Source organism: Polaromonas sp. P3_B1, from assembly GCF_056402935.1.
This window is the reverse complement of record NZ_JBFUGK010000018.1, coordinates 33,698-57,465: the sequence shown is the minus strand read 5'-3', so window position 1 is coordinate 57,465 and position 23,768 is coordinate 33,698. Positions and strand designations below refer to the sequence as shown.

The following is a 23,768-nucleotide window of genomic DNA, read 5'->3' as shown; positions in this document are numbered from 1 at the left end:
GGAGCACAGTCATGGCAAGACTGAACCTCGTGTTGCTTCTGGCCGTGCTGGCCAGCGCGCTCTACCTCGTGCGCACCCAGTACGAGTCGCGCCGCCTCTATGTCGAGCTTGAAAAAGCGACGGCCGAGGCCCGGAAAATTGAAATGGAGAACGAGCGCCTCCAGGTGGAAAAGCGCGCGCAGGCAACGCCTTTGAAGGTCGAAAAGCTCGCCAAAGAAAAACTGCAGATGCGCACGGTCACGCCTGCCATCACGCAGTATGTGACTTACAAGGACGCTCCGATGGCGGCGGCCTCGGCACCGGAAGGCGCCAAGCCATGAGCCGCAGCGTGCTTTATTCGTCCAGCCCCCTGCTGGCCAGCAAGACACCGGTCTGGCGCAGCAAATTCATCGTGGCCGGCATTGCGCTGGCCTTTGCCGGCCTGGCCGGCCGGGCGGCCTACATCCAGATTTTCGGCAACGCGTTTTTCCAGAAGCAGGGCGAGGTGCGTTTTGCCCGTACGCTGGAACTGCCCGCCAACCGCGGCCGCATCCTGGACCGCAACGGCCTGATCCTTGCCTCCAGCGTGCCTGCGTCCAGCATCTGGGCCATTCCCGAAGACGTCGAAGCCAGCAAGGCGCAACTTGCCGAACTGGCCACGTTGCTGGAAATGCCGCTGGCCGAACTCAACAAGAAACTGGGCGACGAAGACAAGACTTTCGTCTGGCTCAAACGCCAGGTCGACGAACCGGTGGCACAAAAAATCCACGCCATCGGCATCAAGGGCATTTACCGGCGCCAGGAGTACAAGCGCCAGTACCCCGAAGGCGAAACCACGGCCCACGTCGTCGGCTTCACCAATGTGGAAGACCGCGGACAGGAAGGTATCGAGCTGGCCTTCAACAAGGACCTGGCGGGCAAAGCCGGTTCGCGCCGCGTGATCAAGGACCGCCTCGGCCGTGTCGTGGAGGACGTCGGCGAGCAGATGCCGCCCGTTGAAGGCAAGGACATCCAGCTGAGCATAGACAGCAAGGTGCAGTTTTTCGCCTACCAGAAGCTGCGCGACGCGGTCATCGCGCGCAAGGCCAAGGCCGGCAGCGTCGTTGTGCTGGACTCCACCACCGGCGAAGTGCTGGCGCTGGTGAACTACCCGAGCTACGTGCCCGACAAACGGAAAAACCTGACCGGTGAGCAGTTGCGCAACCGGGCGCTCACCGATACCTTCGAGCCGGGTTCCACCATGAAGCCGATCACGGTGGCCATGGCGCTGGAGGCTGGGCGTATCAAGCCGCAAACCATCATCGAAACCAGTCCGGGCCGCTACAACATGGGCGGCTTCACCATCAGCGACACACACAACTACGGCACGTTGACGGTGGAAGGTGTCATCCAGAAATCCAGCAACGTCGGCGCACTGAAGATCGCGCAGAAGATGAGCCCGCAGGAAATGTGGGAAACCTATATGGCGCTGGGCTACGGGCAAAAACCGCAGATCCAGTTTCCCGGCGCGGTCACCGGGCGTGTACGGCCCTGGAAAACCTGGCGGCCCGTTGAGCAGGCGACCATGGCCTACGGCTACGGTCTGTCGGCCTCGCTGTTCCAGATGGCGCACTCCTACACCGCGTTTGCGCACGACGGGCAGATCATTCCCGTCACCATGCTCAAGAGCAGCGAGCCCGCGGTGGGCGTGCAGGTTTTTTCCGCGGCCAACGCACATGCCGTTCGCCGCATGCTGCAGATGGCCGCCGCCCCCGGCGGCACCGGCCCGCTGGCGCAAACCGTGGGCTACTCGGTGGGCGGCAAGTCGGGCACGGCGCACAAGCAGGTCGGCAAGGGCTATGCCACCAACAAATACCGCGCCTGGTTCACCGGCATGGCGCCCATAGAGGCCCCGCGCATCATCGTCGGCGTGATGATCGACGAGCCCAGCGACGGCAACTATTTTGGCGGCGTGGCCGCCGCGCCTGTTTTCAGCGAGGTCGTGCAGCAGACGCTACGCATGATGGGCGTGCAGCCCGACATGAGCGTCAAGCCGCAAATCACCACCCAGGCCGTGGAGGAGTCGTTTTGAGCACGCAGCTCCGCACTCCTGAACAAGCCGCCGGCTGGTTGCGCGAACGCGTGAGCGGCGGCCTGCGCACGGACAGCCGCAAGCTCGCCAAGGGCGACGGTTTTATCGCATGGCCCGGCGCCGCCACCGACGGGCGCAAGTTTGTGGGTGCCGCGCTGGAGGCTGGCGCCAGCGCCTGCCTGGTCGAGCAGGACGGCGCGGCGGCCTACGGTTTCCAGGACGGGAAGATCGCGGAATACGCGGGCCTCAAGGCTGCCACCGGTCCCATTGCCGCCGCTTATTTCAATCAGCCGAGCCGGCAGCTGCGAATCGCCGCCGTTACCGGCACCAACGGCAAGACTTCTACCGCCTGGTGGCTGGCGCAGGCCTTAGGCCGCCTGGGGCGCAAATGCGGGCTCATCGGCACGCTGGGCACGGGCGAGCCCGGCGCCATGGTCTCCAACGGCCTGACCACGCCCGACCCGGTGCTGCTGCAGCAGGAGTTGCGGCGCTTCGCCGACCAAGGTTTTGCCTGCTGCGCGCTGGAGGCTTCGTCCATCGGCGTGGTCGAGCACCGCCTGGACGCGACCGCCATCGAGGTCGCCATCTTCACCAACTTCACGCAGGACCACCTCGACTACCACGCTTCCATGGAAGCCTACTGGGAGGCCAAGGCCGCGCTGTTCAGCTGGCCGGGCCTGAAGGCGGCGGTCATCAACATCGACGACGCCAAGGGTGACGAACTCAAGGACTCCCTGGCCGGCAGCAGCCTTGATCTCTGGACCGTCTCCTGCGTGGAGCCCGCACGCCTGCAGGCGCGCAACATCGAGCACGGCACCGATGCCCTGAGTTTTGAGGTGACCGAAGGCGGCGAAAGCCACACGCTGGCTACGCGTCTTGTCGGGCAGTACAACGTGTCCAATCTGCTGGGAGTGCTCGCGGCTTTGCGTGCCATGGAAGTCCCGCTGGCCGATGCGGTGAAGGCCTGCACCGGCCTGCTGCCCGTGCCCGGTCGCACCGAGACGCTGGCCGTGCCGGGCCGTCCCCTGGTGGTGATCGATTACGCCCACACACCGGACGCGCTTGAAAAGGTACTGCTCGCGCTGCGCCCCGCGGCGACCAGCCGGGGCGGCCAGCTCTGGTGTGTGTTCGGCTGCGGCGGCGACCGCGATGCCACCAAGCGCCCGCTGATGGCGGCGGTGGCCGAGAAAAATGCCGACCAGGTGGTGGTCACCAGCGACAACCCGCGCAGCGAGAACCCGCTGACCATCATCTGCCAGGTGCTGCTGGGCCTGAGCCACCGCGATGCCGTGCATGTGCAGGCAGACCGGGCAGCCGCCATCACGCATGCGCTGAGCCTGGCCGGCCCCGGCGATGTGGTGCTGCTGGCGGGAAAAGGCCATGAAAGCTATCAGGAAGTCGGCGGCGTGAAGCTGCCCTTTTCCGACCGCGAGCATGCGCAGGCGGCACTCGATGCCCTTGCCGCAGCGCCGCAAGGAGGCCGGCCATGATGCGCTTGCAGCAAGCTTTGGATTGGTTGCCCGGCGCCCGGCTGGTGGGCGATGGCGGCGTGCAAGCCTTGCGCGTCAACACCGACACGCGCAGCCTGCAGGCCGGCGACCTGTTTGTGGCACTCAAGGGCGAGCGTTTTGACGCCCACGATTTCCTCGCGCAGGCCAAGGCGCAGGGCGCTGTCGCGGCGATTGCCCACCACGGCCTGGCGCAAGCCGGCCTTCCGGGGCTGGAGGTGGGCGACACGCGCCTGGCGCTGGGGCGGCTCGCGGCAGGCTGGCGGTCGCAGTTCAATTTGCCGCTGGTGGCCGTCACCGGCAGCAACGGCAAAACCACCGTCACGCAGATGATCGCCTCGGTACTGCGTGCCTGGAAAGCCGACAAGGCCTTCGCCACCGAAGGCAACCTCAACAACGACATCGGCGTGCCGCTCACGCTGCTGCGCCTGTCGGCCGCGCACGAAGTGGGTGTGGTCGAGCTCGGCATGAACCATCCCGGCGAGATCGCCTACCTGGCCGAGCTCAGCAAACCCACCGTCGCCCTGGTCAACAACGCGCAGCGCGAGCATCTCGAATTCATGGCCACCGTGGAAGCGGTGGCGCGTGAAAACGGCTCGGTGTTCGAGTCGCTGGATGCGGCCGGTACGGCGGTCTTCCCGGCGGACGACGATTACACCCCGCTGTGGCGCGAACTTGTGGGTCAGCGCAAGGTGCTGACCTTCGCACTCTCAGGGGTCGCCGACGTCACCGGCAGCGCGCAATGGGAGAACGGCTGCTGGAAGGTGGCCGCCGCGACGCCAGCAGGCGCGGCGGAGTTCTCATTGCATATCGCCGGCCGGCACAACGTCAAAAATGCACTGGCCGCCGCCGCCTGCGCGCTGGCGGCGGGTGTGCCGCTCGCCTGCATTTGCGCGGGCCTCTCGACCTTTGTGCCGGTCAAGGGCCGTTCGCGGGCCATTGCCGTGGCCCTGCCGGGCCGGGTGCTGACGCTGGTCGACGACAGCTACAACGCCAACCCCGACTCCATGCGCGCCGCGCTGGAGGTTCTCGCCGAGCTGCCCGGGCCCCGCCTGATGGTGATGGGCGACATGGGCGAGGTCGGAGACCAGGGGCCGCAGTTCCATGACGAAGCCGGGCGCCATGCGCGCGCGCTTGGTATTGAAAAACTGTTCACGCTTGGCGAGCAATCGCAAAACGCCGCAGCCGCTTTCGGCGGTGCAGAAATTTTCAGCGGCATGGACGAACTCGCCGCCGCCGTGCTGGCCGAACTCCCGAGCACCGGCAGCGTGCTGGTCAAGGGTTCGCGCTTCATGAAGATGGAGCGTGTGGTCCAGGCGATCACGGCTTACGCGCAAGATCAAACCCAACAAAACCAAAACCAAAACGGAGGGTCCCATGCTGCTTAGCCTGGCCCAATGGCTCCAGTCGATTTCCCCCGAATTCGGGTTCTTCCGGGTGTTCCAGTACCTGACTTTCCGCGCCGTCATGGCCGCGCTCACGGCGCTGCTCATCGGCCTGCTGGCCGGGCCTTTTGTGATCCGGCGCTTGATTTCGCTCAAGATCGGCCAGCCCATACGCCAATACGCGATGCAGACGCATTTGAGCAAGAGCGGAACACCCACCATGGGCGGCGTGCTGATCCTGATGGCCATCGGCATCTCGACGCTGTTGTGGTTCGACCTCTCCAACCGCTTCGTCTGGATCGTTCTCATCGTCACGCTGGGCTTCGGCGCCATCGGCTGGGCGGACGACTGGCGCAAGGTCGTGCTCAAGGACCCGGAAGGCATGCGCTCGCGCGAGAAATACCTGTGGCAGTCCCTCATCGGCCTCGTCGCGGCACTGTACCTGGTGTTCAGCATTTCCGAGAGCTCCAACATGCGTGTGCTGGAACTGTTCTTCAGCTGGGTGCAGTCGGGCTTTGACGTGAACCTGCCGCCCAAGGCCGGCCTGCTCGTGCCCTTCGTCAAGGAAGTCAGTTATCCGCTGGGCGTGTTCGGTTTTGTGATCCTGACCTACCTCGTGATTGTGGGCTCCAGCAATGCCGTCAACCTGACCGACGGCCTGGACGGCCTGGCCATCATGCCGGTGGTCATGGTGGGTTCGGCGCTGGGCGTGTTCGCCTATGTCACCGGCAGCTCGGTCTATTCCAAGTACCTGCTCTTCCCGCACATTCCCGGTTCGGGCGAATTGCTGATCTTCTGCTCGGCCATGGCGGGCGCCGGCCTGGCCTTTCTCTGGTTCAACACACATCCGGCCCAGGTCTTCATGGGTGACGTAGGCGCCCTGGCGCTGGGCGGGGCCCTGGGCACCATCGCCGTCATCGTGCGCCAGGAAATCGTGCTGGCCATCATGGGCGGCATCTTTGTCGTGGAGGCGCTCTCCGTGATGATGCAGGTGACCTGGTTCAAGTACACCAAGAAGCGCTACGGCGAAGGCCGCCGCATCCTCAAGATGGCGCCGCTGCACCATCACTTCGAGAAAAGCGGCTGGAAAGAAACGCAGGTGGTCGTCCGTTTCTGGATCATCACCATGCTGCTGTGCCTCATAGGCCTTTCCACACTGAAGCTCAGGTAAACAGGCATGCGGCACTTACAAGACCAAACCGTATTGATCCTGGGCCTGGGTGCGTCCGGCCTGGCGATGGCGCGCTGGTGCGCGCGCCATGGGGCGCATGTGACGGTCGCAGACACGCGCGAAGCGCCGCCCTTACTGGCCACGCTGCGTGAGGAATTGCCGGGCGTCGCATTTGTCGGCGGCGCCTTTACGCCCGAGCTGGTGCAAGGCACGGCGGTGCGCGCCGTTTACCGCTCCCCCGGCCTGACACCCGAGACCATCGCGCCCGTGGCCGATGCTGCGCGTGCCATGGGCTTGCCGGTGGGCGGTGAGCTCGATCTGTTCGCGCGGGCCTTGGCCGATTTGCGTGAGCCGCCGGTAGTGGAGGCCGATGAAGTCGCTGAAACGGCCGAGGCATCCGCCGAAGCACCTGCATCTCCCGAAGCATCAGCTGAGGCGCCTCTACCAGTTGCGCCTGTTGTTCCCGATGCGCCCGATGAGCCCGAAGCGACCGCGGCGCTCGATGACGGCGCCTTGCCAGCTGAGGCTGGCGACGTGCCAGATGCGCCCGAAGGCCAGGCAGCCATGGCGGCTGAGGCCTCAGGCGACACGCATGAAGCCAGCGCACCGATTACCGCAGACGCCATGCCCATCGCAGACGAAGCCGGCGAAGAATCGGCGCTGCCCGCCCTGCTGGCAATGGCCCAGGTCGAACCCGAACCGGGCTACCGGCCGTCGGTGCTGGCCATCACCGGCACCAACGGCAAGACCACGGTGACTTCGCTGCTGGGCCAGCTGGTGCAGCGCGCCGGAAAAACCGTGGCCGTGGCCGGCAACATAGGCCCGACCTTGCTGGACACGCTGTCGGCCCACATGGCTGCCGAAACCCTGCCCCAGGTCTGGGTGCTGGAGCTGTCCAGCTTCCAGCTGGCCGACGTGCAGGGCTTTGAGCCGACGGCCGCCGTGGTGCTCAACATCACGCAGGACCACCTCGACTGGCACGGCGACATGGACGCCTACGTCGCGGCCAAAGCCAAGGTGTTCGGCAACAGTACTTTCATGCTGCTCAACCGCGACGACCCGCGCGTGATGGCCATGCTGCCGCCGCCCGTCAAGGTGCGCCTGAAAGCGCCGCAGCTGCGCCCCCATGCCACCTTCGGCGCCGGCGAGCCGCAACGACCCGGCGACTACGGCATTGAAACCGTCAACGGCATGACCTGGCTGGTGCGCGCGGCAGAGGCCGACGAAACCATCAAGCGCCGCAAGGATGAGGAGGTGGAGCTGCACATACAGCGCCTGATGCCTATTGAGGCCTTGCGCATACGCGGGCGGCACAACGCCACCAACGCCCTGGCGGCGCTGGGCCTGGCCGTGGCCGCGGGCTGCACCCTGGCGCCCATGCTGCACGGCCTGCGCGAGTACCGCGGGGAGCCGCACCGCGTGGAATCGGTGGCCGTGGTCAAGGACATCGAGTACTTCGACGACAGCAAGGGCACCAACGTGGGCGCCACCGTGGCGGCGCTCACCGGGCTGGGCCTGGAGCGCAAGCTGGTACTCATCCTCGGCGGCGAAGGCAAGGGGCAGGACTTTTCGCCGCTGGCCGACCCCGTGCAGCGCCATGTGCGTGCCGTGGTGCTGATAGGGCGTGACGCGCCGCTGATCAAGGAAGTCCTGCCGCGCAACATCCCGATGTTCGACGCCGCTTCCATGGAAGAAGCCGTCACGCTGGCGGCCCAGCAGGCCCAGACCGGCGACGCCGTGCTGATGTCGCCGGCCTGCGCCAGCTTCGACATGTTCGACAACTATGAGCACCGCGCGCGCGTCTTTTGCGATGCGGTGCAGGCGCTGGCCCGTGACCAGGGGGAGATGCTGTGACGGCTGCGGCGCGCCTCTCCGGCAAATTCTCGGGCTGGTTCTCCGGCTTCGGGAAGGCCGCTGCCGACGCGTTGCCGGTGCGGCTGGGAGGGCAAAGCCTGTCGCGCACGCTGGCGGCGCCGCCCGTGCGCATGGCCGGCTTTGACCAGGCGCTGCTCTGGGTCACGGTGGCCCTGCTGATGTGGGGTCTGATCATGGTGTATTCGGCCTCCGTGGCCATGCCCGACAACCCGAAGTTCGCACGCTACGCACACACCCATTTCGTGGTGCGCCACGTGGTGTCGCTGGTGGTTGCCTTCATCGTCGCCGTGCTGGCTTTCCAGGTGCCGCTCGCAACCTGGGAGAAGCTCGCGCCGTGGATGTTCGTCATTTCCCTGCTGTTGCTGATCCTGGTGCTGGTGCCCTTCATCGGCAAGGGCGTCAACGGCGCCCGCCGCTGGATATCGCTGGGCATCATGAACTTCCAGCCTTCGGAGCTCGCGAAGTTCGCGGTGCTGCTGTATGCGGCCGACTACATGGTGCGCAAGATGGAAGTCAAGGAGCGCTTCTTCCGCGCCGTGATGCCCATGGCCGTCGCCATCGCCATCGTCGGCCTCTTGCTGCTGGCCGAGCCCGACATGGGGGCCTTCATGGTGATCTCCGTCATCGCCATGGGCATCCTGTTCCTGGGCGGCGTCAATGCGCGCATGTTTTTTGTCATCGCGGCCGTGGTGGTGGTGGCCTTCAGCCTGATGGTCATGCTCAGCGAATGGCGGCGCGAGCGGATTTTTGCCTACCTCGATCCCTGGAGCGACAAATATTCCATGGGCAAGGGCTACCAGCTCTCCCACTCGCTGATCGCCTTCGGCCGCGGCGAGATCTTCGGCGTGGGCCTGGGCGGCAGCATTGAAAAGCTGCACTGGCTGCCCGAAGCGCACACCGACTTCCTGATGGCCGTCATCGGCGAGGAGTTCGGCCTGCTCGGCGTGCTGGCGGTGATCGGGCTCTTCATGTGGATGACGCGCCGCATCATGCACATAGGCCGCCAGTCGATCGCGCTGGACCGCCTCTTCGCCGGCCTGGTCGCGCAGGGCGTGGGCATCTGGATGGGCTTCCAGACCTTTATCAACATCGGCGTGAACCTGGGTGCCTTGCCGACCAAGGGGCTGACCCTGCCCTTGATGAGTTACGGCGGCTCGGCGATTCTGATGAACCTGGTTGCGCTGGCGGTGGTGCTGCGCATCGATTTTGAGAATCGCACCCTGATGAGGGGAGGGCGCGCATGAGCAAGCAACACTGCGCTCTTGTGATGGCCGGCGGAACCGGCGGCCACATCTTCCCGGGCCTGGCCGTGGCCGAAGCCCTGCGTGAACGCGGCTGGCGCGTGCACTGGCTGGGCGGCCTGGGCAGCGCGAGCCGGCCCAGCATGGAAAGCCAGTTGGTGCCGCCGCGCGGTTTCGCATTTGAGCACATCGATTTTTCCGGCGTGCGCGGCAAAGGGCCGGCGACGCTGGTGTTGCTGCCGCTGCGTCTGCTCAAGGCCTTCTGGCAAAGCATCCAGGTGGTGCGCCGCGTCAAGCCTGACGTGGTGGTGGGCCTGGGCGGTTACATCAGTTTTCCGGCCGGCATGATGAGCGTGCTGCTCGGCAAGCCGCTGGTGCTGCATGAGCAGAACTCGGTCGCCGGCATGGTCAACAAGGTGCTGGCCGGCGTGGCCGACCGCGTCTTCACGGCTTTCCCCAACGTGTTCCGCAAGGGCGAATGGATAGGCAACCCGCTGCGGCCGGCCTTCACGCGCCAGCCCGGGCCGGTTGAGCGTTTTGCCGACCGGGGCGGCCCGCTCAAGCTGCTGGTGGTGGGCGGAAGCCTGGGTGCGCGCGGACTCAATGAACTCGTACCCAAGGCGCTGGCGCTGATTCCCGCCGGCGAGCGCCCGCAGGTCACGCACCAGAGCGGCGCCCAGCAGATCGACGAATTGCGCGCCAATTACGCGGCCGCCGGCGTGAAGGCCGAGCTCACGCCCTTTATCGAAGACACGGCCCAGGCCTTTGCCGATGCCGACCTCATCATCTGCCGCGCCGGCGCCAGCACGGTGACCGAGATCGCCGCCGTGGGCGCCGCCGCGCTGTTTGTGCCCTTCCCGGCCGCGGTGGACGACCACCAGACCGCCAACGCGAAGTTCCTGGTGGACCAGGGCGGCGGCTGGTTGATTCAGCAGCGCGACCTCACGCCGCAGAAGCTGGCCAACATCCTGAAAACCACGGGGCGCTACACCCTCCTGGAGCGCGCCCTGCAGGCGAAAACCATGCAAAAAACCGATGCCACCGCCCTTGTGGTGGCCGCCTGCGAGGAACTGGCGAAATGAAGCACGCAATCAAGAATATTCACTTTATCGGTCTGGGCGGCGCCGGCATGTCCGGCATTGCCGAGGTGCTGCACAACCTGGGTTACGCCATCTCCGGCTCCGACCTGTCGGACAGCGCCACCTTGCAGCGCCTGGCCAAGCTCGGCATCAAGACCTTTGTCGGCCACGCGGCGGGCAACCTCGCCATGGTCGATGCGGTGGTGACTTCCACCGCGGTGCAGCCCGACAACCCCGAGGTGCTGGCGGCGCGTGAAAAGCGCATTCCCGTGGTGCCGCGCGCGTTGATGCTGGCTGAGTTGATGCGCCTCAAGCAGGGCATCGCCATCGCCGGGACGCACGGCAAAACCACCACCACCAGCCTGGTGGCCAGCGTGCTGGCCGAAGGCGGCCTGGACCCGACTTTTGTGATCGGCGGGCGCCTGAACAGCGCGGGCGCCAACGCCAAGCTCGGCTCGGGCGACTACATCGTGGTTGAGGCCGACGAGTCCGACGCATCCTTCCTGAACCTGCTGCCCGTGATGGCCGTCGTCACCAACATCGATGCCGACCACATGGAGACCTACGGCCACGATTTCGGCAACCTCAAAAAAGCCTTTGTCGACTTCCTGCACCGCATGCCGTTTTACGGCACGGCCATCCTGTGCACCGACGACCCGGCCGTGCGCGACATCGTGCCCCAGGTTTCCTGCCCCATCACCAGCTACGGTTTCGGCGAAGACGCGCAGGTGCGCGCCGTCAACGTTCGGCCTGTGGGCGCGCAAATGCATTTCACGGCGCAACGGCGCAACGGTGTCACCCTGCCCGACCTGGAAGTGGTGCTCAACCTGGCGGGCGAACACAACGTGCTCAATGCGCTGTCGGCGATCGCCGTCGCGGTCGAACTTAACGTGCCCGACGCGGCGGTGCAAAAAGCGCTGGCCGAATTCCGCGGCGTGGGTCGGCGCTTCCAGAGCTACGGCGACATGCCGGCCAAGGGCGGTGGTCATTTCACCGTGATCGAAGACTACGGCCATCACCCGGTCGAGATGGCCGCGACGCTGGCCGCCGCGCGCGGCGCCTTTCCGGGCCGGCGCCTGGTGCTGGCCTTCCAGCCGCATCGCTACACGCGCACGCGCGACTGTTTTGAGGATTTCGTCAAGGTGATAGGCCAGGCCGACGCTGTGCTGCTGTCCGAGGTCTATGCCGCCGGCGAGGCGCCCATCGTGGCGGCCGACGGCCGTTCGCTGGCCCGCGCGCTGCGCGTGTCCGGCAAGGTCGAGCCCGTCTTTGTGGACGAGATCGAGGCCATGCCGCAGGCGATTGTGGACAACGCCCTGGGCGGCGATGTCTTGATGTGCATGGGCGCCGGCTCCATAGGCCAGGTGCCGGCCAGGGTGGCCGAGATGCTGGAAGGACCGCGGGCATGAAACAGAACTCTCCCAATTTCGGCAAGGTCGCTGTCCTCATGGGCGGCCAGTCGGCCGAGCGCGAGGTCTCGCTGATGTCGGGCGGCGGCGTGCTCAAGGCGCTGCGTTCGCGCGGCGTGGACGCCCATGCCTTCGACCCGGCGGAGCGCGACCTCGCCGAACTCAAGAAAGAAGGCTTTGAGCGCTGCTTCATTGCCTTGCACGGCCGCTTCGGTGAAGACGGCACGGTGCAGGGCGCGCTGGAGTTGCTGGGCATTCCCTACACCGGCTCGGGCGTCATGGCCTCCAGCATGGCCATCGACAAGGTCATGACCAAGCGCGTGATGATTTCGGAAGGACTGCCCACGCCCCAGTACCGTTTGCTGCGCCGCGGCGCCTACGGCGCGGCCGACATTGCCGCCGTGCCCGACGCGCTGGGGCTGCCGCTGATTGTCAAACCCGCGCGCGAAGGTTCTTCCATAGGCTTGACCAAGGTCACCAGCCGGGATGCCATGGCCGAAGCGGTCGCGCAGGCTGAAAAGCTCGATGCCGATGTGTTGTGCGAGCAGTTCATCAGCGGCGACGAAGTCACCTGCCCGGTGCTGGGAACCGGCGCCGGCGCGCATGCGCTGCCGGTGATACGCATCGTCGCGCCGGACGGCAACTACGACTACCAGAACAAGTATTTCACCGACACCACGCAGTACCTGGTGCCCTGCGGGCTTCCCGAGGGTGAAGAGGCCGTCATCCAGCAGCTGGTGCTGGACGCTTTCCGCACCCTCAATTGCCGCGGCTGGGCGCGCGCCGACGTGATGATCGACAAGGCCACGCGCAAGCCCTACCTGCTGGAGATCAACACCTCGCCCGGCATGACCGGCCACTCGCTGGTGCCCATGTCCGCGCGCGCGGCCGGCATCTCGTACGAAGACCTGTGCGTCGAGGTGCTCAAGACCGCCACGCTGGACCACCAGAAACAAGGGGGAGGCGCCATTTGAAGCGCAGAACGCCCATGCCCATCGCCATGCCGCTGGACGTCAAGCTCATGAACACCTTCTCGGTGGTCCTGGGCCTGGCGTTTGCCGCCATGGTCGTGGCCCTGGGCGTCGCCTGGGTGCTGCGCCAGTCGTTGTTCAGCCTGAGCGCCATCCGCGTGCAGGGCGATTTGATGCACAACAACGCGGTCACCCTGCGCGCCAACGTGGCGCCGCGCCTGGCGGGCAATTTTTTCACGGTGGACCTGGCCGCCACGCGCGCGGTGTTCGAGTCCGTGCCCTGGGTGCGGCGGGCGCTGGTGCAGCGCGAATTCCCGAACCGTCTCAAGGTGGTGCTGCAGGAGCACAAACCGGTGGCCTTCTGGGGCGCCGAGGGCGACGCGCGGCTGGTCAACAATTTTGGCGAAGTGTTCGAAGCCAACCAGGGCGACGTGGAGTCGGAAGACCTGCCGCTGCTGAACGGCCCGCCGGGGCAGGCGCCGCTGGTGCTGCAGGCCTACCAGACATTGGGCCCCTTGTTCGACGAGACGGACGCCACGCTGGAGCAACTGCAGCTCAGCGGCCAGGGGGGCTGGCGCGCGCAGCTCGACAGCGGCGCCGTGATCGAACTCGGCCACGGCTCGCTGCCCGAAATCGAGGCGCGCACGCGGCGTTTTATCGCCACGGTGACGCAGGTGTCGTCGCGCTACGGGCGGGACCTGGAGTCCGCCGATCTGCGTTACGGCAACGGTTATGCGATCAGGCTCAGGGGCGTGACCACGGGCAGCCCCGCCGACAAAGAAGACGGAAAGAAAAAAAGGTAAACATATGGCCAAGGAATACAAGGATCTGGTGGTTGGGCTGGACATCGGCACCAGCAAGGTCATGGCCGTGGTGGCCGAGGTCATGCCGGGCGGCGAACTCAAGCTCGCGGGCCTGGGCATCGCGTCCAGCAATGGCTTGAAGCGCGGCGTGGTGGTCAACATCGACGCCACGGTGCAGAGCATCCAGCAGGCCCTCAAAGAGGCCGAACTGATGGCCGACTGCAAGATCGCCCGCGTCTACACTGGCATTACCGGCAGCCACATACGCGGCATCAACTCCAGCGGCATGGTGGCGGTCAAGGACAAGGAAGTCACCCAGGCCGACGTGGCGCGCGTGATCGAGACGGCCAAGGCCATCAATATCTCGACCGACCAACGCCTGCTGCTGGTCGAGCCGCAGGAATTCGTCATCGACGGCCAGGACGTGCGCGAGCCTATCGGCATGAGCGGCATACGCCTGGAAGCCAAAGTGCACATCGTGACCGGCGCGCAGAGCGCGGCCGAGAACATCATCAAGTGCGTGCGGCGCTGCGGCCTGGAAGTGGACCAGCTGATGCTCAACCCGCTGGCCTCCAGCCTGGCGGTGCTCACGCAGGACGAGCAGGAACTCGGCGTCGCGCTGGTCGACATCGGCGCAGGCACCACCGACGTCGCGATTTTCACCGGCGGCGCCATCCGGCACACCGCGGTGATCCCGATCGCAGGCGACCTGATCACCAGCGACATCGCCATGGCGCTGCGCACGCCGACCAAGGACGCCGAGGATATCAAGGTGGAAAGCGGCTATGCCAAGCAGCTGCTGGCCGACCCCGACACCCAGGTGGAGGTCCCGGGCCTGGGCGACCGCGGTCCGCGCATGCTGAGCAAGCAGGCGCTGGCCGGCGTCATCGAGCCGCGCATCGAGGAAATCTTCTCGCTGGTCCAGCAGGTGATACGCGAATCGGGTTATGAAGAGGTGCTGTCGTCCGGCATCGTCATCACCGGCGGCAGCGCCGTGATGCCCGGCATGGTGGAACTCGGCGAAGACATTTTTCTCAAGCCGGTGCGGCGCGGCATACCGCGCTACTCCAGCGCGCTGTCGGACATGGTGGCGCAGGCGCGGGCCTCCACCGTCATGGGCCTGCTCGAAGAGGCCCGGCTGGCCCGCATGCGGGGCTACAAGGTGTCGCAGAAGGCGGGCAGCGTGCACAACGCCTTCGGCCGCGTCAAAGACTGGTTTGTGGGGAACTTCTGACCATGAAAACCTATTCCACTTTTATCGGCAGGCCCTCGCGTTGCATGCATTCGGGCGGGGCGGATCCCCCTGCGTGAGACAGCCGTGTCAACCATAAATACAAATTTCCAATTATTGGCAACTGCAGTTTATTGATTAGGAGGCTCCCAATGAGCATCGAAATGATTGAAATCGAAGAATTCAACCAGGGCACACAGATCAAGGTGATCGGTGTCGGCGGCGGCGGCGGCAATGCCGTCGGGCACATGATCGAATGCGGCGTGCAAGGCGTCGAATTCATCTGCGCTAACACGGACGCGCAGGCGCTCAGCCGCGGCAGCGCGCACAAGACCATCCAGCTGGGCAGCAGCGGCCTGGGCGCGGGCAGCAAGCCCGACAAGGGTCGCGACGCCGCCGAAGTGGCGGCGGACGACATCCGCAGCGCCATCGACGGCGCGCACATGCTGTTCATCACCGCCGGCATGGGCGGCGGCACGGGCACCGGCGCCGCGCCGGTGATTGCGCGCATCGCCAAGGAGATGGGCATCCTGACGGTCGGCGTGGTGACCAAGCCTTTCGAATTCGAAGGCGGCCGCCGCATGACGAACGCCGACCTGGGCCTGGCCGAACTCGAAGCCAACGTCGACTCGCTGATCGTGGTGCTCAACGAGAAGCTGCTCGAAGTGCTGGGCGACGACGTGACGCAGGATGAGGCTTTCGCGCATGCCAACGACGTGTTGAAAAACGCCGTGGGCGGCATCGCCGAAATCATCAACGTGCCCGGCCACGTGAACGTCGACTTCGAAGACGTGCGCACCGTGATGGGCGAGCCCGGCAAGGCCATGATGGGCACCGCCAAGGCCAACGGCCCTGACCGCGCGCGCATCGCCGCCGAGCAGGCCGTGGCCTGCCCGCTGCTTGAAGGCATCGACCTGTCCGGCGCCAAGGGTGTGCTGGTGCTGATCTCCGCGGCCAAGGGCTCGCTCAAGCTGAGCGAATCCAAGCTCGCGATGAACACCATCCGTGCTTACGCCTCGCCCGATGCGCACGTGATCTACGGCACGGCCTATGACGACGAGCTGGGCGATGAGATCCGCGTGACCGTGGTCGCGACGGGTTTGTCGCGCCAGGGCGTGCGCCGCCATGCGCCACCGCTGCAGGTTCTGCGCACCGGCACCGACAACGTGCCTTTCAACGTGCCTACGCTGAATGCGACGGCAGGTGGTGGCGGCGGTACGACGCAGATGACCACGGGTGCGGCCCAGCCGGACTACGGGAACATGGCTGTGCCCAGTGTGTGGCGGACTAATCGGACGCAGGCGGCGGCGAAGGTGGATGCTTTGGCTTCTGGCGGGATGGACGACTTCGAGATCCCAGCCTTCCTTCGCAAACAAGCCGATTAATCGATGTAAAGCTACTGCGCGGGCCGATCTTGCGCTTGTGGTGCTCGCCGTACCTGAGTACGGCTCCGCTCCTCAGCGCAACCTCGACCCGCTCGCTACGCTTTCCATTCGATTAATCACTTCGGGTAGTGGGCCGGGCGCGCGTCGCTGTGTCCTGTGGGCCCAATGCACTGTGCCTATGCCCGGCATTGCTATCCCCTACCCTTGAAATGGCCTTGGGCCAACTAAAATGAGCAAGATGCTTGCCCAAAGAACCCTTAAATCACTGACCAAAGCCGTGGGCGTGGGCCTGCACAGCGGGCAGCGGGTGGAATTGACTTTGCGCCCCGCGGCGCCGGACACGGGCATCGTGTTTCGGCGTGTGGACCTTCCGCAGCCGGTGGACATCGCGATTTCGGCGCAGTCGGTGACGGACACGCGGCTGGCGTCCACCATCTCTAGCGGCAGCGCCAAGGTGCATACCGTTGAACATTTGATGTCGGCCTGCGCCGGCCTGGGCATTGACAATCTCTACGTCGACATCACGGCCGAAGAAGTGCCTATCCTGGATGGCTCGGCTTCGTCGTTTGTGTTTTTGCTGCAGTCGGCCGGCATCGAGTTGCAGAACGCGCCCAAGCGTTTTATCCGCGTCATCAAGCCGGTGGAAGTGCGCGAAGGCGAGGGCGCCAGCACCAAGTGGGCGCGCCTGTCGCCTTATGAAGGCTACAAGCTCAGCTTTGAGATTGATTTTGACCACCCGGCGGTGGACTCTACCGGCCAGCGTGTGGAGTTCGACATGGGCTCGGGCGCTTATTCACGCGACATCGCGCGGGCCCGCACCTTCGGCTTCACCAAAGATGTGGAGATGATGCGCGCCAACGGCCTGGCTCTGGGCGGCGGGCTGGACAACGCCATCGTGATGGACGACTACAAGGTGCTCAACAGCGACGGCCTGCGCTACAACGACGAGTTCGTGAAGCACAAGATCCTCGACGCCATGGGCGACCTGTACCTGCTGGGCAAGCCGATGCTGGCCGCCTACAGTGCGTTTCGCTCCGGCCATGCGATGAACAACAAGTTGCTGCGCGAGTTGCTGGCGCACAAGGATGCCTACGAAGTCGTCACCTTTGAAGACGAGAAAAAAGCGCCCAGAGGTTTTGCCACATTGGCGCGCGCCTGGTAGCGGCGCGACAGCCCAGAGTCAGAAGAGCCGCCCATGCTGCTGTTTCGCTGGCTGATCCTGCTGTTTTTGCTGGCCGCCGTGGTGGCCTTCATGTTTTATGCGGGCACCGGGCAGGTGCGCTACAAGCGTTTCGGGCTCATCATCCTCAAGTGGACACTCATTGCCGCGTTCGGCTTTTTCGCGGTGCTGGTGCTTGAGCGCATTGCGTAGCGGAGCCCTTCAGCGGCTACGCCCACCGCGGTAATTTCCCGTCATTTTTGCGCCCGTGCCGCTGGCCTGCGCCAGCCGCGCCATGGCGCTGCCCACGTGGGCATGGGTGATGGCCAGGCCCAGCGCATCGGCCGCGTCCTTGCCGGGCAGCGAGGGCAGCTTGAGCAATCGCATCACCATCTCCTGCACCTCGGCCTTGCCGGCCTTGCCGTAGCCCGCCACGGCCTTCTTGAGCTGCAAGGCGGTGTATTCGGCCACCGCCAGTTCGCGCGAGACCAGCGCGGTGATGCAGGCGCCGCGCGCCTGGCCCAGCAGCAGGGTGGCCTGCGGGTTGACGTTGACAAAAATGATTTCGACCGAGGCCGTGTCGGGCTGGTAGCGCTCCACCACTTCGCACACGCCCTCAAAGAGTACCTTGAGCCGGCCGGGCAGGTCGGCGCGCTCCAGGTGCGTGGTCTTGATGGTGCCGCTGGCCACGTAGCGAAGGTGGGGGCCGTCCACGTCGACCACGCCGAAGCCGGAAGTCTGCAGGCCGGGGTCTATGCCTAGGATGCGCATGGCGGATAGAGGCTGGAGCTTAGAGGCCGAAATACCAGCGGACCGAATGGAAGAAGATGGGCGCGCCGAAGCACAGCGCGTCGACCCGGTCCAGCAGGCCGCTGGCGCCGGTCACGCCCACGCCGCGTTTGCCCCAGTTGGGAATGCCGCGGTCGCGTTTGAGCGCCTTCATCACCAGGTGGCCCAGCGAGCCTGATACGCAGGCAATGAATGCCATGGCCACGGCCTGTGCCGGCTTGAAGGGCGTGAGGCCGGCGAGCAGGCCGCCCAGCAGGCTGGCCGCCACGACGGCGATCAGCCAACTGGTCCAGTTGAAGCTCTTGCTCACATTGGGCGCGCTGGGCGGGCGCTGCAGCCGGCGGCCGACCACGTATTCCACGATCATGCAGCTCTGCACCACGAACACCAGGAAGAACACGAGGAAGGCGTTCTTGCCTTCGTAGTTCGGAAATTTCAGCAGCATCAGGGCGGGTACGTGGCTGATGCCGTAAACGCAAACCATGATGCCCCACTGCAGCTTGGCGTTGCGCTCCAGGAAGCGCTGCGGGTCGTCGGCGAGGGCGCTGACCACGGGAATCGCCAGGAAGACGTAGACCGGGATGAACACGGTGATCAGGTCGAAGCGCCGCGTGATCACCAGCGCGAATTGCACCGGAAGCACCACAAAAAAGGCCAGCACCAGGCTGCGGTGGTCGCCTTGGCGCGTCGGCGAGAGCGTGATGAACTCCCTCAGCGCGAAAAACGCGACCATGCCGAACAGCACCGTGGCCACGGTTTCGCCCAGCGTCCAGCCTACCCAGAACACCGTGGACATCAACCAGGACGTGCGCAGCACGCCGTTGAATTCCTTGAGCTTCTGGGTGTGGATGTCGTCCTCGTGCGTGTCCTTGAGCGACATCACGAACGCGGCCACGCTGAAGGCCGTCAGGATGCCGAATACCAGCACGAACAGCAGCCCGACCTGGTGAGAGGGCGAGAGATTGCGCAAAAAAGTGTTCATCAGGATTCCAGGCCTTGTGTCAGGTTTCCCTGAGGTCCATCACCGCCTGGCGCGCGCGGGCCAGGAATTCACCGCGGTCTTCGCCGGCGCCCAGCGCAATCGGCGCGCCGAAGGTGACCGAGCACAGAATGGGGACCGGCACGACTTCGCCCTTGGGCATCACGCGCTGCACGTTGTTGATCCAGGCCGGCACCAGCACCACGCCGGGGAATTTGAGCGCCAGGTTGTAGAGGCCGGCCTTGAATTTTTGCGGCTCCTCGTGATTGCCGCGCGTGCCTTCGGGAAACAGGATGATGGAGTCGCCGTGGGTCAGCGCCTCGATCAGCGGCTCCAGCGGGTCCTGGTCGCCGGTTTTGGCCCGGTCCACGTAGATGGCGTTGAACACCGCCGTGGTGATCCACTTCTTGAACGGCGTTTTGGTCCAGTAGTCCTTGGCAGCGATCGGGCGCGTGATGCTGCGCAGCTCTTCGGGCAAGGCCGCCCACATCAGTACCAGGTCGGCGTGGCTTTGATGGTTGGCGAAATAAATGCGCTGTTCGGCCTTGGGCGGGCAGCCCAGCCAGCGAGCCTGCGCGCCTGTGAGGACGCGTATCAACCCCAACAGGAAAAGGCTCATGATTTTGGCAAGCATGGTGCCGATGATACGTTCCCGCAACGGCCGGTTGGCGGGCGTGGGACCCTGCATTAGACTATTCCGGCAAGCCCGCCGTTCACCCCCCAACCCTAACCACCGTCTGCCGCCGATGTTGAAACCTTTCGCGCTCAAGTCTTTCACTCCGTCGCGCTGGCTTGCCGGCAGCGCGTGCCTCATGCTGTCATGCGCCGCCTGGGGCCAGTTCCAGGTCCATGGCCGCTTCTCAGCATCAAGCCTTGATCCGGGCTGGACCTTGGCGGGCACGGCCGCGCTGACGGCCCCCGCCGCTGATGCCGAAGGTGCTGGCTGGCTCAGGCTCACGGGCAACGCCACCGGCGCGCAGGGCAATGCACGCCACACCGGCGCCAGCTTCAGCGCGCAGAACGGCGTGACGCTCTCCTTCAGCTATGTCTCATGGGGCGGCGGTGTGCCGGGCGCGGACGGCATCACGGTGTTCCTCTATGACGCCACGCAGAACATGTCGGGAGCGCTGCCCGGCGGCGGCCTGGGCTACTGCAAGGGCGCAGGGGGTTACCTGGCATTGGCGCTGGACGAGTACGGCAATTTCTCCAGCCCGGCGGACAACTGTTCCGGCGGCGGCGGGCCCGGCGGCGCGCCGCAGGCGCTGGTGCTGCGCGGCCCTGCCGCGGCCGGCAACCCGTTTATTGCCCACGCGGCCATGCCAGGCAATGTGGACCAGGCCGCGGCTGCAGCGCGCCCGGCGCCGCGCCAGGTGGTGATGACGCTTTCACCCAAGGCTGCGGGCGTGGGTTACACCGTCAACGTCGATGTGCGTGACGGTCCGGCGGGTGGTTTCCGGCGGCTGTTGTCGAATGCGGACTTTCCCTATGCGGCGCCCGCCGCGCTGAGCGTGGGCGTTGCCGGCAGCACCGGCGGCGCGAAGAATGTGCACGAGGTCCGCGACCTGATGGTGACCGGCAACGCGGCCAACCCGCCCGTGGTCAACCAGATTTTCACGCCGCCTGTGATCGCGCCCGGCGGCACCAGCACGCTGGAGCTGCATTTCAACAGCCCCGGCCCGCGCCGTGCCGTGCTCAGCGCGTCCTTTACGCAGACCTTGCCCCCGGGCCTGGTAGTGGCCACGCCGGCGGGCCTGGGCGGCGATTGCCTGGGCACGGTCAATGCCGCGCCGGGCGGCAACACCGTGTCCATCGACGCCGGCATGAACATCCGCAACGGCGGGTGCGCGGTCTCACTCAAGGTACGCGCGGCGGCGGCCGGCACCTACACCAGCACCGCGCCGGTGGGTAGCCTGCAAACCGACCTGGGCCGCAACACGGAGGCCGGCACTGCTTCCTTGCTGGTCAAGCGCTGATACGGCGCATCAGGCTGAGTGGGGGCCTCAGGGCAGTTCAACGCCGCCCATACGGGCCACGATGGTGCCGGCGCGCGAAGCCAGATAGCCTGAGTTGGGCCGGGTTTCAAAATACTTGGGCCGCGGCAGCATGACTGCCAGCCGTGCGGATTCATAAGCGCTCAGTTTGGCTGCGGGCTTGCGGTAGTAGTGCTGGGCGGCTGCCTCGGCCCCGAAAATGCCTTCACCCCATTCCACGCTGTTGAGGTAAATCTCCAGGATGCGTTCCTTGCCCAGCAGCGCCTCCAGCAGCAAGGTCAGCACCAGCTCTTGGCCTTTGCGCAACAGCGTGCGCTCGCCCGACAGGAACAGGTTTTTGGCCAGCTGCTGCGTGATGGTGGAGCCGCCCACGATCTTGGGCGGTTTGGCGGGCGCCAGGCGGTTGGGAGATTGCGCGGCGCGTTGTTGGGCCTTGGCGTTTTTATCCCAGGCTTTTTCCAGCGCTTCCATGTCCACGCCCTCATGCTCGGCAAATCCGGCGTCTTCGGATGCGATGACCGCGCGTTTGAGATTGTCGGGCAGCGCGCTATAAGGCACCCATTGCTGCCGCCATTTGAGTGCGCCGGTGTTGCGCGCGACCAGGTAGGCTTCCGAGCGCTGGAAGGCGGTTGACTCCGGATCCACCACGGCCATCACGGCGATGCGCGCCACAAAAAATAGCTGCAAGGCCAGGCCGGCCAGCAGGCCCAGGCCGACAAGCCTGAACAGCGCCTTCATGCCAGCAGTGCCCGCATTTCCTGCAGCACCTGCGCCGAGGGCGGGCGCACCTTGCGCCACAGCTCGAAGGCCTCGGCGGCCTGCTCTACCAGCATGCCCAGTCCGTCGCGCGGCACGGCGCCGTTGTCGCGGGCCCAGGCCATGAAGCCTGCCGCGGCGGTGCCATACATCATGTCGTATGCCAGCGCACCGGGCTTGAGCACACTGGTGGCCACAGGCACGCCGGCGCCGGCCAGGCTGCTCGCGCTGGCGTTGATGACCGCGTCAAAACTTCCTTGCAAACCCGGCAAATCTTCCGAGAGGAGTTCTGTTTTTTCCAGCAGTTCTTTCATGGACGCATGCGTCTTGTGGCGCTCGACCAGCGCATCGGCTTTGGCCCGTGTGCGGTTAACAACCACCAGGCGGCGTGGCCCTGCGGCCAGCAGCGGCGCCAGCGCGCCCGCGCCCGCGCCACCCGCGCCTATCAGTAGCACGTCGCGCCCGGCCAGCGAAACGCCGGCGTTGTTCTGGATGTCGTTGACCAGCCCGATGCCATCGGTGTTGTCGGCATGGACGGCGCCGCCCTGCAGCAGCAAGGTGTTGGCGGCCTGCGCGAGCTGCGCCCGGTCGCTGCGCGTGGTGGCGGCTTCAAAGGCGTCGAGCTTGAAAGGCACGGTGACGTTGCAGCCTTTGACGCCGTCACGCTGCAGTTGCGCCAGTGTAGAGGCGAAGGATTCAAGCGGCACCAACAGGCGCTCGTACTGCAGGGATTGCCCCGTAAGTTCAGCAAAGCGCGCGTGGATCAGTGGCGATTTGCTGTGCGCGATCGGGTTGCCCAGGACGTAGTACTGATCCATGAGGTGATGACGTGACGCTTGCCGCGGCTTCAGCGGCTGGTGAGCTTGGTTTCCAGCGTGTCGTCGCGCGTGAACTTGAAGCGCGACACCACGACGATCTGGTCGGCCTTGCGGCGCATGGCGTCGTTGAAGCGGCCAAAGGGCCCGGTGCCGCGCACGATGCTCTGGGCGCGCCGGTCCAGCGTCAGGTTGCCCGAGGTCTGCACCACTTCCGTGTCCAGCACGGTGCCGTCGAAGTTCACGGTGACGATCATGGTGAGCTCGCCGTACAGCTTTTTGCCGGCTTGCTCGGGGAAGTTGACGGTGCCTTTTTCTTCAATTTTTCGGCGCAGCTCGTCGTAATAGACGGCGTAGACCTCTTCGCGCGTGGCCGGGCTGATGTAGCGCTTTTTGGGTCGCGCGTTTTCTTCGTTGATGCGGCGCTCGATCTCGGCCAGAATTTTCACCAGCTGCTTGCGCTTTTCCTCGCGTTCGGCTTGGGCCGGGCTGTTGGAGGGCTGTGTCAGGTCGGGCGGCGGCATGGAGGCCAGCTGTTTTTTGATCTGCGCCAGCAACTGGGTCTGCTGCTCTTGCAGCGACTCGACCTTGCGCTGCGCGTCTTCCGTGGCGTCGCCGAGTTCCATCAGGGCCGAAGGCGGCAGGGGCGAGGTGGCCCGGCCTTTTTCGGCCTCGCCGCCGCCGGCCAGCGAGGCCTGCGCGATCGCCTTGGCAAAGTCGGGCTTTTCGTTGGACTTGGCGTTGACCAGGATCACCTCGAGCGGGGTGTCCTGGAACACGCGGTTAAAGCGCTCGGGGTCGACAAAACGTGCCGTCAGCAACACCGCGTGCACGGCGATGGACACGCCCAGGGCGATTTGCAGTGTGCGAGGGCCTGTTGACACTATGTTTACAAATGCGAATGGGTTGAAAACAGCGCCAATCAAGGCGCGCGACGACGCCCAGACTGGGCGTCTGGGCTAGGAGTGCAACGCGGAGTGGTGCTGTTTTCAACCCATTCCCTCCGGGTTGCGATCAAAAAGGCCTTGCGCGGCGTTGCAAAGCCTCGCCGGGGCTCGCCCCGCCTGCGTTTTGCGCCTTGCTCAAGGCCTTTTTGACTCGCAACGCATCTTGCAAACATAGTGTTAACAGGCCCTAGGTTCTTCACAGAAAGAGATTATCGGGGTTTATG

Annotated in this window: 22 protein-coding genes; 16 read left to right on the top strand and 6 right to left on the bottom strand. The window is 65.4% G+C overall.

The genetic code is table 11. The features are described from left to right. Positions 1 to 11: 11 nt before the first annotated feature. The 15 genes from ftsL to AC1DXS_RS12290 all read left to right on the top strand — a co-directional run bounded on the left by ftsL (position 12) and on the right by AC1DXS_RS12290 (position 17,480). Positions 12 to 320, top strand: a complete 309-nt coding sequence (ftsL, locus tag AC1DXS_RS12360; protein WP_477737782.1) for a cell division protein FtsL — start codon at positions 12 to 14, stop codon at positions 318 to 320. Continuing rightward, entirely contained in the window at positions 317 to 2,050 is a 1,734-nt protein-coding gene (locus tag AC1DXS_RS12355; protein ID WP_477737781.1) for a peptidoglycan D,D-transpeptidase FtsI family protein, read from the top strand. The genes ftsL and AC1DXS_RS12355 overlap by 4 nt, the downstream gene beginning before the upstream one ends. Next, positions 2,047 to 3,540 (top strand): UDP-N-acetylmuramoyl-L-alanyl-D-glutamate--2,6-diaminopimelate ligase, encoded by a 1,494-nt coding sequence (locus tag AC1DXS_RS12350; RefSeq protein ID WP_477737780.1) that lies wholly within the window; start codon positions 2,047 to 2,049, stop codon positions 3,538 to 3,540. Before AC1DXS_RS12355 ends, AC1DXS_RS12350 begins: the two co-directional genes overlap by 4 nt. After that, a complete protein-coding gene (locus AC1DXS_RS12345) occupies positions 3,537 to 4,946 on the top strand; it encodes a UDP-N-acetylmuramoyl-tripeptide--D-alanyl-D-alanine ligase (protein ID WP_477737779.1) in 1,410 nt (469 codons plus the stop codon). Before AC1DXS_RS12350 ends, AC1DXS_RS12345 begins: the two co-directional genes overlap by 4 nt. After that, positions 4,936 to 6,114 carry a phospho-N-acetylmuramoyl-pentapeptide-transferase gene (gene mraY, locus AC1DXS_RS12340; protein ID WP_477737778.1) on the top strand — a complete coding sequence of 393 codons (1,179 nt, stop codon included), beginning with the start codon at positions 4,936 to 4,938 and terminating at the stop codon, positions 6,112 to 6,114. Before AC1DXS_RS12345 ends, mraY begins: the two co-directional genes overlap by 11 nt. A gap of 6 nt (positions 6,115 to 6,120) precedes the next feature. Next, positions 6,121 to 7,968: a UDP-N-acetylmuramoyl-L-alanine--D-glutamate ligase gene (murD, locus tag AC1DXS_RS12335; RefSeq protein ID WP_477737777.1), complete on the top strand. Its 1,848-nt coding sequence runs from the start codon at positions 6,121 to 6,123 to the stop codon at positions 7,966 to 7,968. Continuing rightward, on the top strand, positions 7,965 to 9,233 hold the full coding sequence (ftsW, locus tag AC1DXS_RS12330; RefSeq protein WP_477737776.1) for a putative lipid II flippase FtsW: 1,269 nt from the start codon (positions 7,965 to 7,967) through the stop codon (positions 9,231 to 9,233). Before murD ends, ftsW begins: the two co-directional genes overlap by 4 nt. Next, complete coding sequence (murG, locus tag AC1DXS_RS12325) at positions 9,230 to 10,312, top strand: undecaprenyldiphospho-muramoylpentapeptide beta-N-acetylglucosaminyltransferase (protein ID WP_477737775.1); 1,083 nt, start codon at positions 9,230 to 9,232, stop codon at positions 10,310 to 10,312. The genes ftsW and murG overlap by 4 nt, the downstream gene beginning before the upstream one ends. Further along, positions 10,309 to 11,718, top strand: coding sequence for a UDP-N-acetylmuramate--L-alanine ligase (gene murC / locus AC1DXS_RS12320; protein WP_477737774.1), 1,410 nt, complete (start codon positions 10,309 to 10,311; stop codon positions 11,716 to 11,718). Before murG ends, murC begins: the two co-directional genes overlap by 4 nt. After that, a complete protein-coding gene (locus AC1DXS_RS12315) occupies positions 11,715 to 12,692 on the top strand; it encodes a D-alanine--D-alanine ligase (protein WP_477737773.1) in 978 nt (325 codons plus the stop codon). The genes murC and AC1DXS_RS12315 overlap by 4 nt, the downstream gene beginning before the upstream one ends. A 14-nt stretch (positions 12,693 to 12,706) precedes the next feature. After that, positions 12,707 to 13,492, top strand: a complete 786-nt coding sequence (locus AC1DXS_RS12310; protein WP_477737822.1) for a cell division protein FtsQ/DivIB — start codon at positions 12,707 to 12,709, stop codon at positions 13,490 to 13,492. Positions 13,493 to 13,496: 4 nt separating this feature from the next. Beyond that, positions 13,497 to 14,726 carry a cell division protein FtsA gene (ftsA, locus tag AC1DXS_RS12305; protein ID WP_007864797.1) on the top strand — a complete coding sequence of 410 codons (1,230 nt, stop codon included), beginning with the start codon at positions 13,497 to 13,499 and terminating at the stop codon, positions 14,724 to 14,726. A gap of 149 nt (positions 14,727 to 14,875) precedes the next feature. Next, entirely contained in the window at positions 14,876 to 16,108 is a 1,233-nt protein-coding gene (gene ftsZ, locus AC1DXS_RS12300; RefSeq protein WP_477737772.1) for a cell division protein FtsZ, read from the top strand. A 238-nt stretch (positions 16,109 to 16,346) separates the two neighbouring features. Next, a complete protein-coding gene (gene lpxC / locus AC1DXS_RS12295) occupies positions 16,347 to 17,270 on the top strand; it encodes a UDP-3-O-acyl-N-acetylglucosamine deacetylase (RefSeq protein WP_477737771.1) in 924 nt (307 codons plus the stop codon). A gap of 33 nt (positions 17,271 to 17,303) precedes the next feature. Further along, the gene (locus tag AC1DXS_RS12290) at positions 17,304 to 17,480 is read left to right on the top strand and encodes a hypothetical protein (RefSeq protein WP_477737770.1); all 177 of its coding nucleotides are present in this window, start codon (positions 17,304 to 17,306) and stop codon (positions 17,478 to 17,480) included. Positions 17,481 to 17,489: 9 nt separating this feature from the next. Here AC1DXS_RS12290 and ruvC read toward each other — a convergent pair whose 3' ends face one another. Genes ruvC through AC1DXS_RS12275 form a run of 3 tightly spaced genes read right to left on the bottom strand, consistent with a single transcriptional unit; the run spans position 17,490 to position 19,669 of the window. Further along, a complete protein-coding gene (gene ruvC / locus AC1DXS_RS12285; protein ID WP_477737769.1) occupies positions 17,490 to 18,038 on the bottom strand; it encodes a crossover junction endodeoxyribonuclease RuvC in 549 nt (182 codons plus the stop codon). A gap of 19 nt (positions 18,039 to 18,057) precedes the next feature. Next, entirely contained in the window at positions 18,058 to 19,038 is a 981-nt protein-coding gene (locus tag AC1DXS_RS12280) for a phosphatidate cytidylyltransferase (RefSeq protein ID WP_477737768.1), read from the bottom strand. A 19-nt stretch (positions 19,039 to 19,057) separates the two neighbouring features. Continuing rightward, positions 19,058 to 19,669, bottom strand: coding sequence for a lysophospholipid acyltransferase family protein (locus AC1DXS_RS12275; RefSeq protein ID WP_477737767.1), 612 nt, complete (start codon positions 19,667 to 19,669; stop codon positions 19,058 to 19,060). A gap of 112 nt (positions 19,670 to 19,781) precedes the next feature. Here AC1DXS_RS12275 and AC1DXS_RS12270 point away from each other — a divergent pair, with 112 nt between their 5' ends. Continuing rightward, entirely contained in the window at positions 19,782 to 21,008 is a 1,227-nt protein-coding gene (locus tag AC1DXS_RS12270) for a DUF7933 domain-containing protein (RefSeq protein ID WP_477737766.1), read from the top strand. Positions 21,009 to 21,035: 27 nt separating this feature from the next. Here AC1DXS_RS12270 and mtgA read toward each other — a convergent pair whose 3' ends face one another. The 3 genes from mtgA to AC1DXS_RS12255 are packed head-to-tail and all read right to left on the bottom strand — an operon-like array spanning position 21,036 to position 23,481. After that, entirely contained in the window at positions 21,036 to 21,764 is a 729-nt protein-coding gene (gene mtgA / locus AC1DXS_RS12265) for a monofunctional biosynthetic peptidoglycan transglycosylase (protein WP_477737765.1), read from the bottom strand. Then, entirely contained in the window at positions 21,761 to 22,600 is an 840-nt protein-coding gene (aroE, locus tag AC1DXS_RS12260; protein ID WP_477737764.1) for a shikimate dehydrogenase, read from the bottom strand. The genes mtgA and aroE overlap by 4 nt, the downstream gene beginning before the upstream one ends. A gap of 29 nt (positions 22,601 to 22,629) precedes the next feature. Further along, a complete protein-coding gene (locus AC1DXS_RS12255) occupies positions 22,630 to 23,481 on the bottom strand; it encodes a TonB family protein (RefSeq protein ID WP_477737763.1) in 852 nt (283 codons plus the stop codon). Positions 23,482 to 23,768: the final 287 nt, after the last annotated feature.

Excerpts from the sequence above, each read along its gene's own strand:
- ftsL (WP_477737782.1), top strand. The coding sequence starts at position 12 with ATGGCAAGACTGAACCTCGTGTTGCTTCTGGCCGTGCTGGCCAGCGCG.
- AC1DXS_RS12355 (WP_477737781.1), top strand. The coding sequence starts at position 317 with ATGAGCCGCAGCGTGCTTTATTCGTCCAGCCCCCTGCTGGCCAGCAAG.
- AC1DXS_RS12345 (WP_477737779.1), top strand. The coding sequence starts at position 3,537 with ATGATGCGCTTGCAGCAAGCTTTGGATTGGTTGCCCGGCGCCCGGCTG.
- mraY (WP_477737778.1), top strand. The coding sequence starts at position 4,936 with ATGCTGCTTAGCCTGGCCCAATGGCTCCAGTCGATTTCCCCCGAATTC.
- murD (WP_477737777.1), top strand. The coding sequence starts at position 6,121 with ATGCGGCACTTACAAGACCAAACCGTATTGATCCTGGGCCTGGGTGCG.
- murG (WP_477737775.1), top strand. The coding sequence starts at position 9,230 with ATGAGCAAGCAACACTGCGCTCTTGTGATGGCCGGCGGAACCGGCGGC.
- murC (WP_477737774.1), top strand. The coding sequence starts at position 10,309 with ATGAAGCACGCAATCAAGAATATTCACTTTATCGGTCTGGGCGGCGCC.
- AC1DXS_RS12315 (WP_477737773.1), top strand. The coding sequence starts at position 11,715 with ATGAAACAGAACTCTCCCAATTTCGGCAAGGTCGCTGTCCTCATGGGC.
- AC1DXS_RS12310 (WP_477737822.1), top strand. The coding sequence starts at position 12,707 with ATGCCCATCGCCATGCCGCTGGACGTCAAGCTCATGAACACCTTCTCG.
- ftsA (WP_007864797.1), top strand. The coding sequence starts at position 13,497 with ATGGCCAAGGAATACAAGGATCTGGTGGTTGGGCTGGACATCGGCACC.
- ftsZ (WP_477737772.1), top strand. The coding sequence starts at position 14,876 with ATGAGCATCGAAATGATTGAAATCGAAGAATTCAACCAGGGCACACAG.
- lpxC (WP_477737771.1), top strand. The coding sequence starts at position 16,347 with ATGCTTGCCCAAAGAACCCTTAAATCACTGACCAAAGCCGTGGGCGTG.
- AC1DXS_RS12290 (WP_477737770.1), top strand. The coding sequence starts at position 17,304 with ATGCTGCTGTTTCGCTGGCTGATCCTGCTGTTTTTGCTGGCCGCCGTG.
- ruvC (WP_477737769.1), bottom strand. The coding sequence starts at position 18,038 with ATGCGCATCCTAGGCATAGACCCCGGCCTGCAGACTTCCGGCTTCGGC.
- AC1DXS_RS12280 (WP_477737768.1), bottom strand. The coding sequence starts at position 19,038 with ATGAACACTTTTTTGCGCAATCTCTCGCCCTCTCACCAGGTCGGGCTG.
- AC1DXS_RS12275 (WP_477737767.1), bottom strand. The coding sequence starts at position 19,669 with ATGCTTGCCAAAATCATGAGCCTTTTCCTGTTGGGGTTGATACGCGTC.
- AC1DXS_RS12270 (WP_477737766.1), top strand. The coding sequence starts at position 19,782 with ATGTTGAAACCTTTCGCGCTCAAGTCTTTCACTCCGTCGCGCTGGCTT.
- mtgA (WP_477737765.1), bottom strand. The coding sequence starts at position 21,764 with ATGAAGGCGCTGTTCAGGCTTGTCGGCCTGGGCCTGCTGGCCGGCCTG.
- aroE (WP_477737764.1), bottom strand. The coding sequence starts at position 22,600 with ATGGATCAGTACTACGTCCTGGGCAACCCGATCGCGCACAGCAAATCG.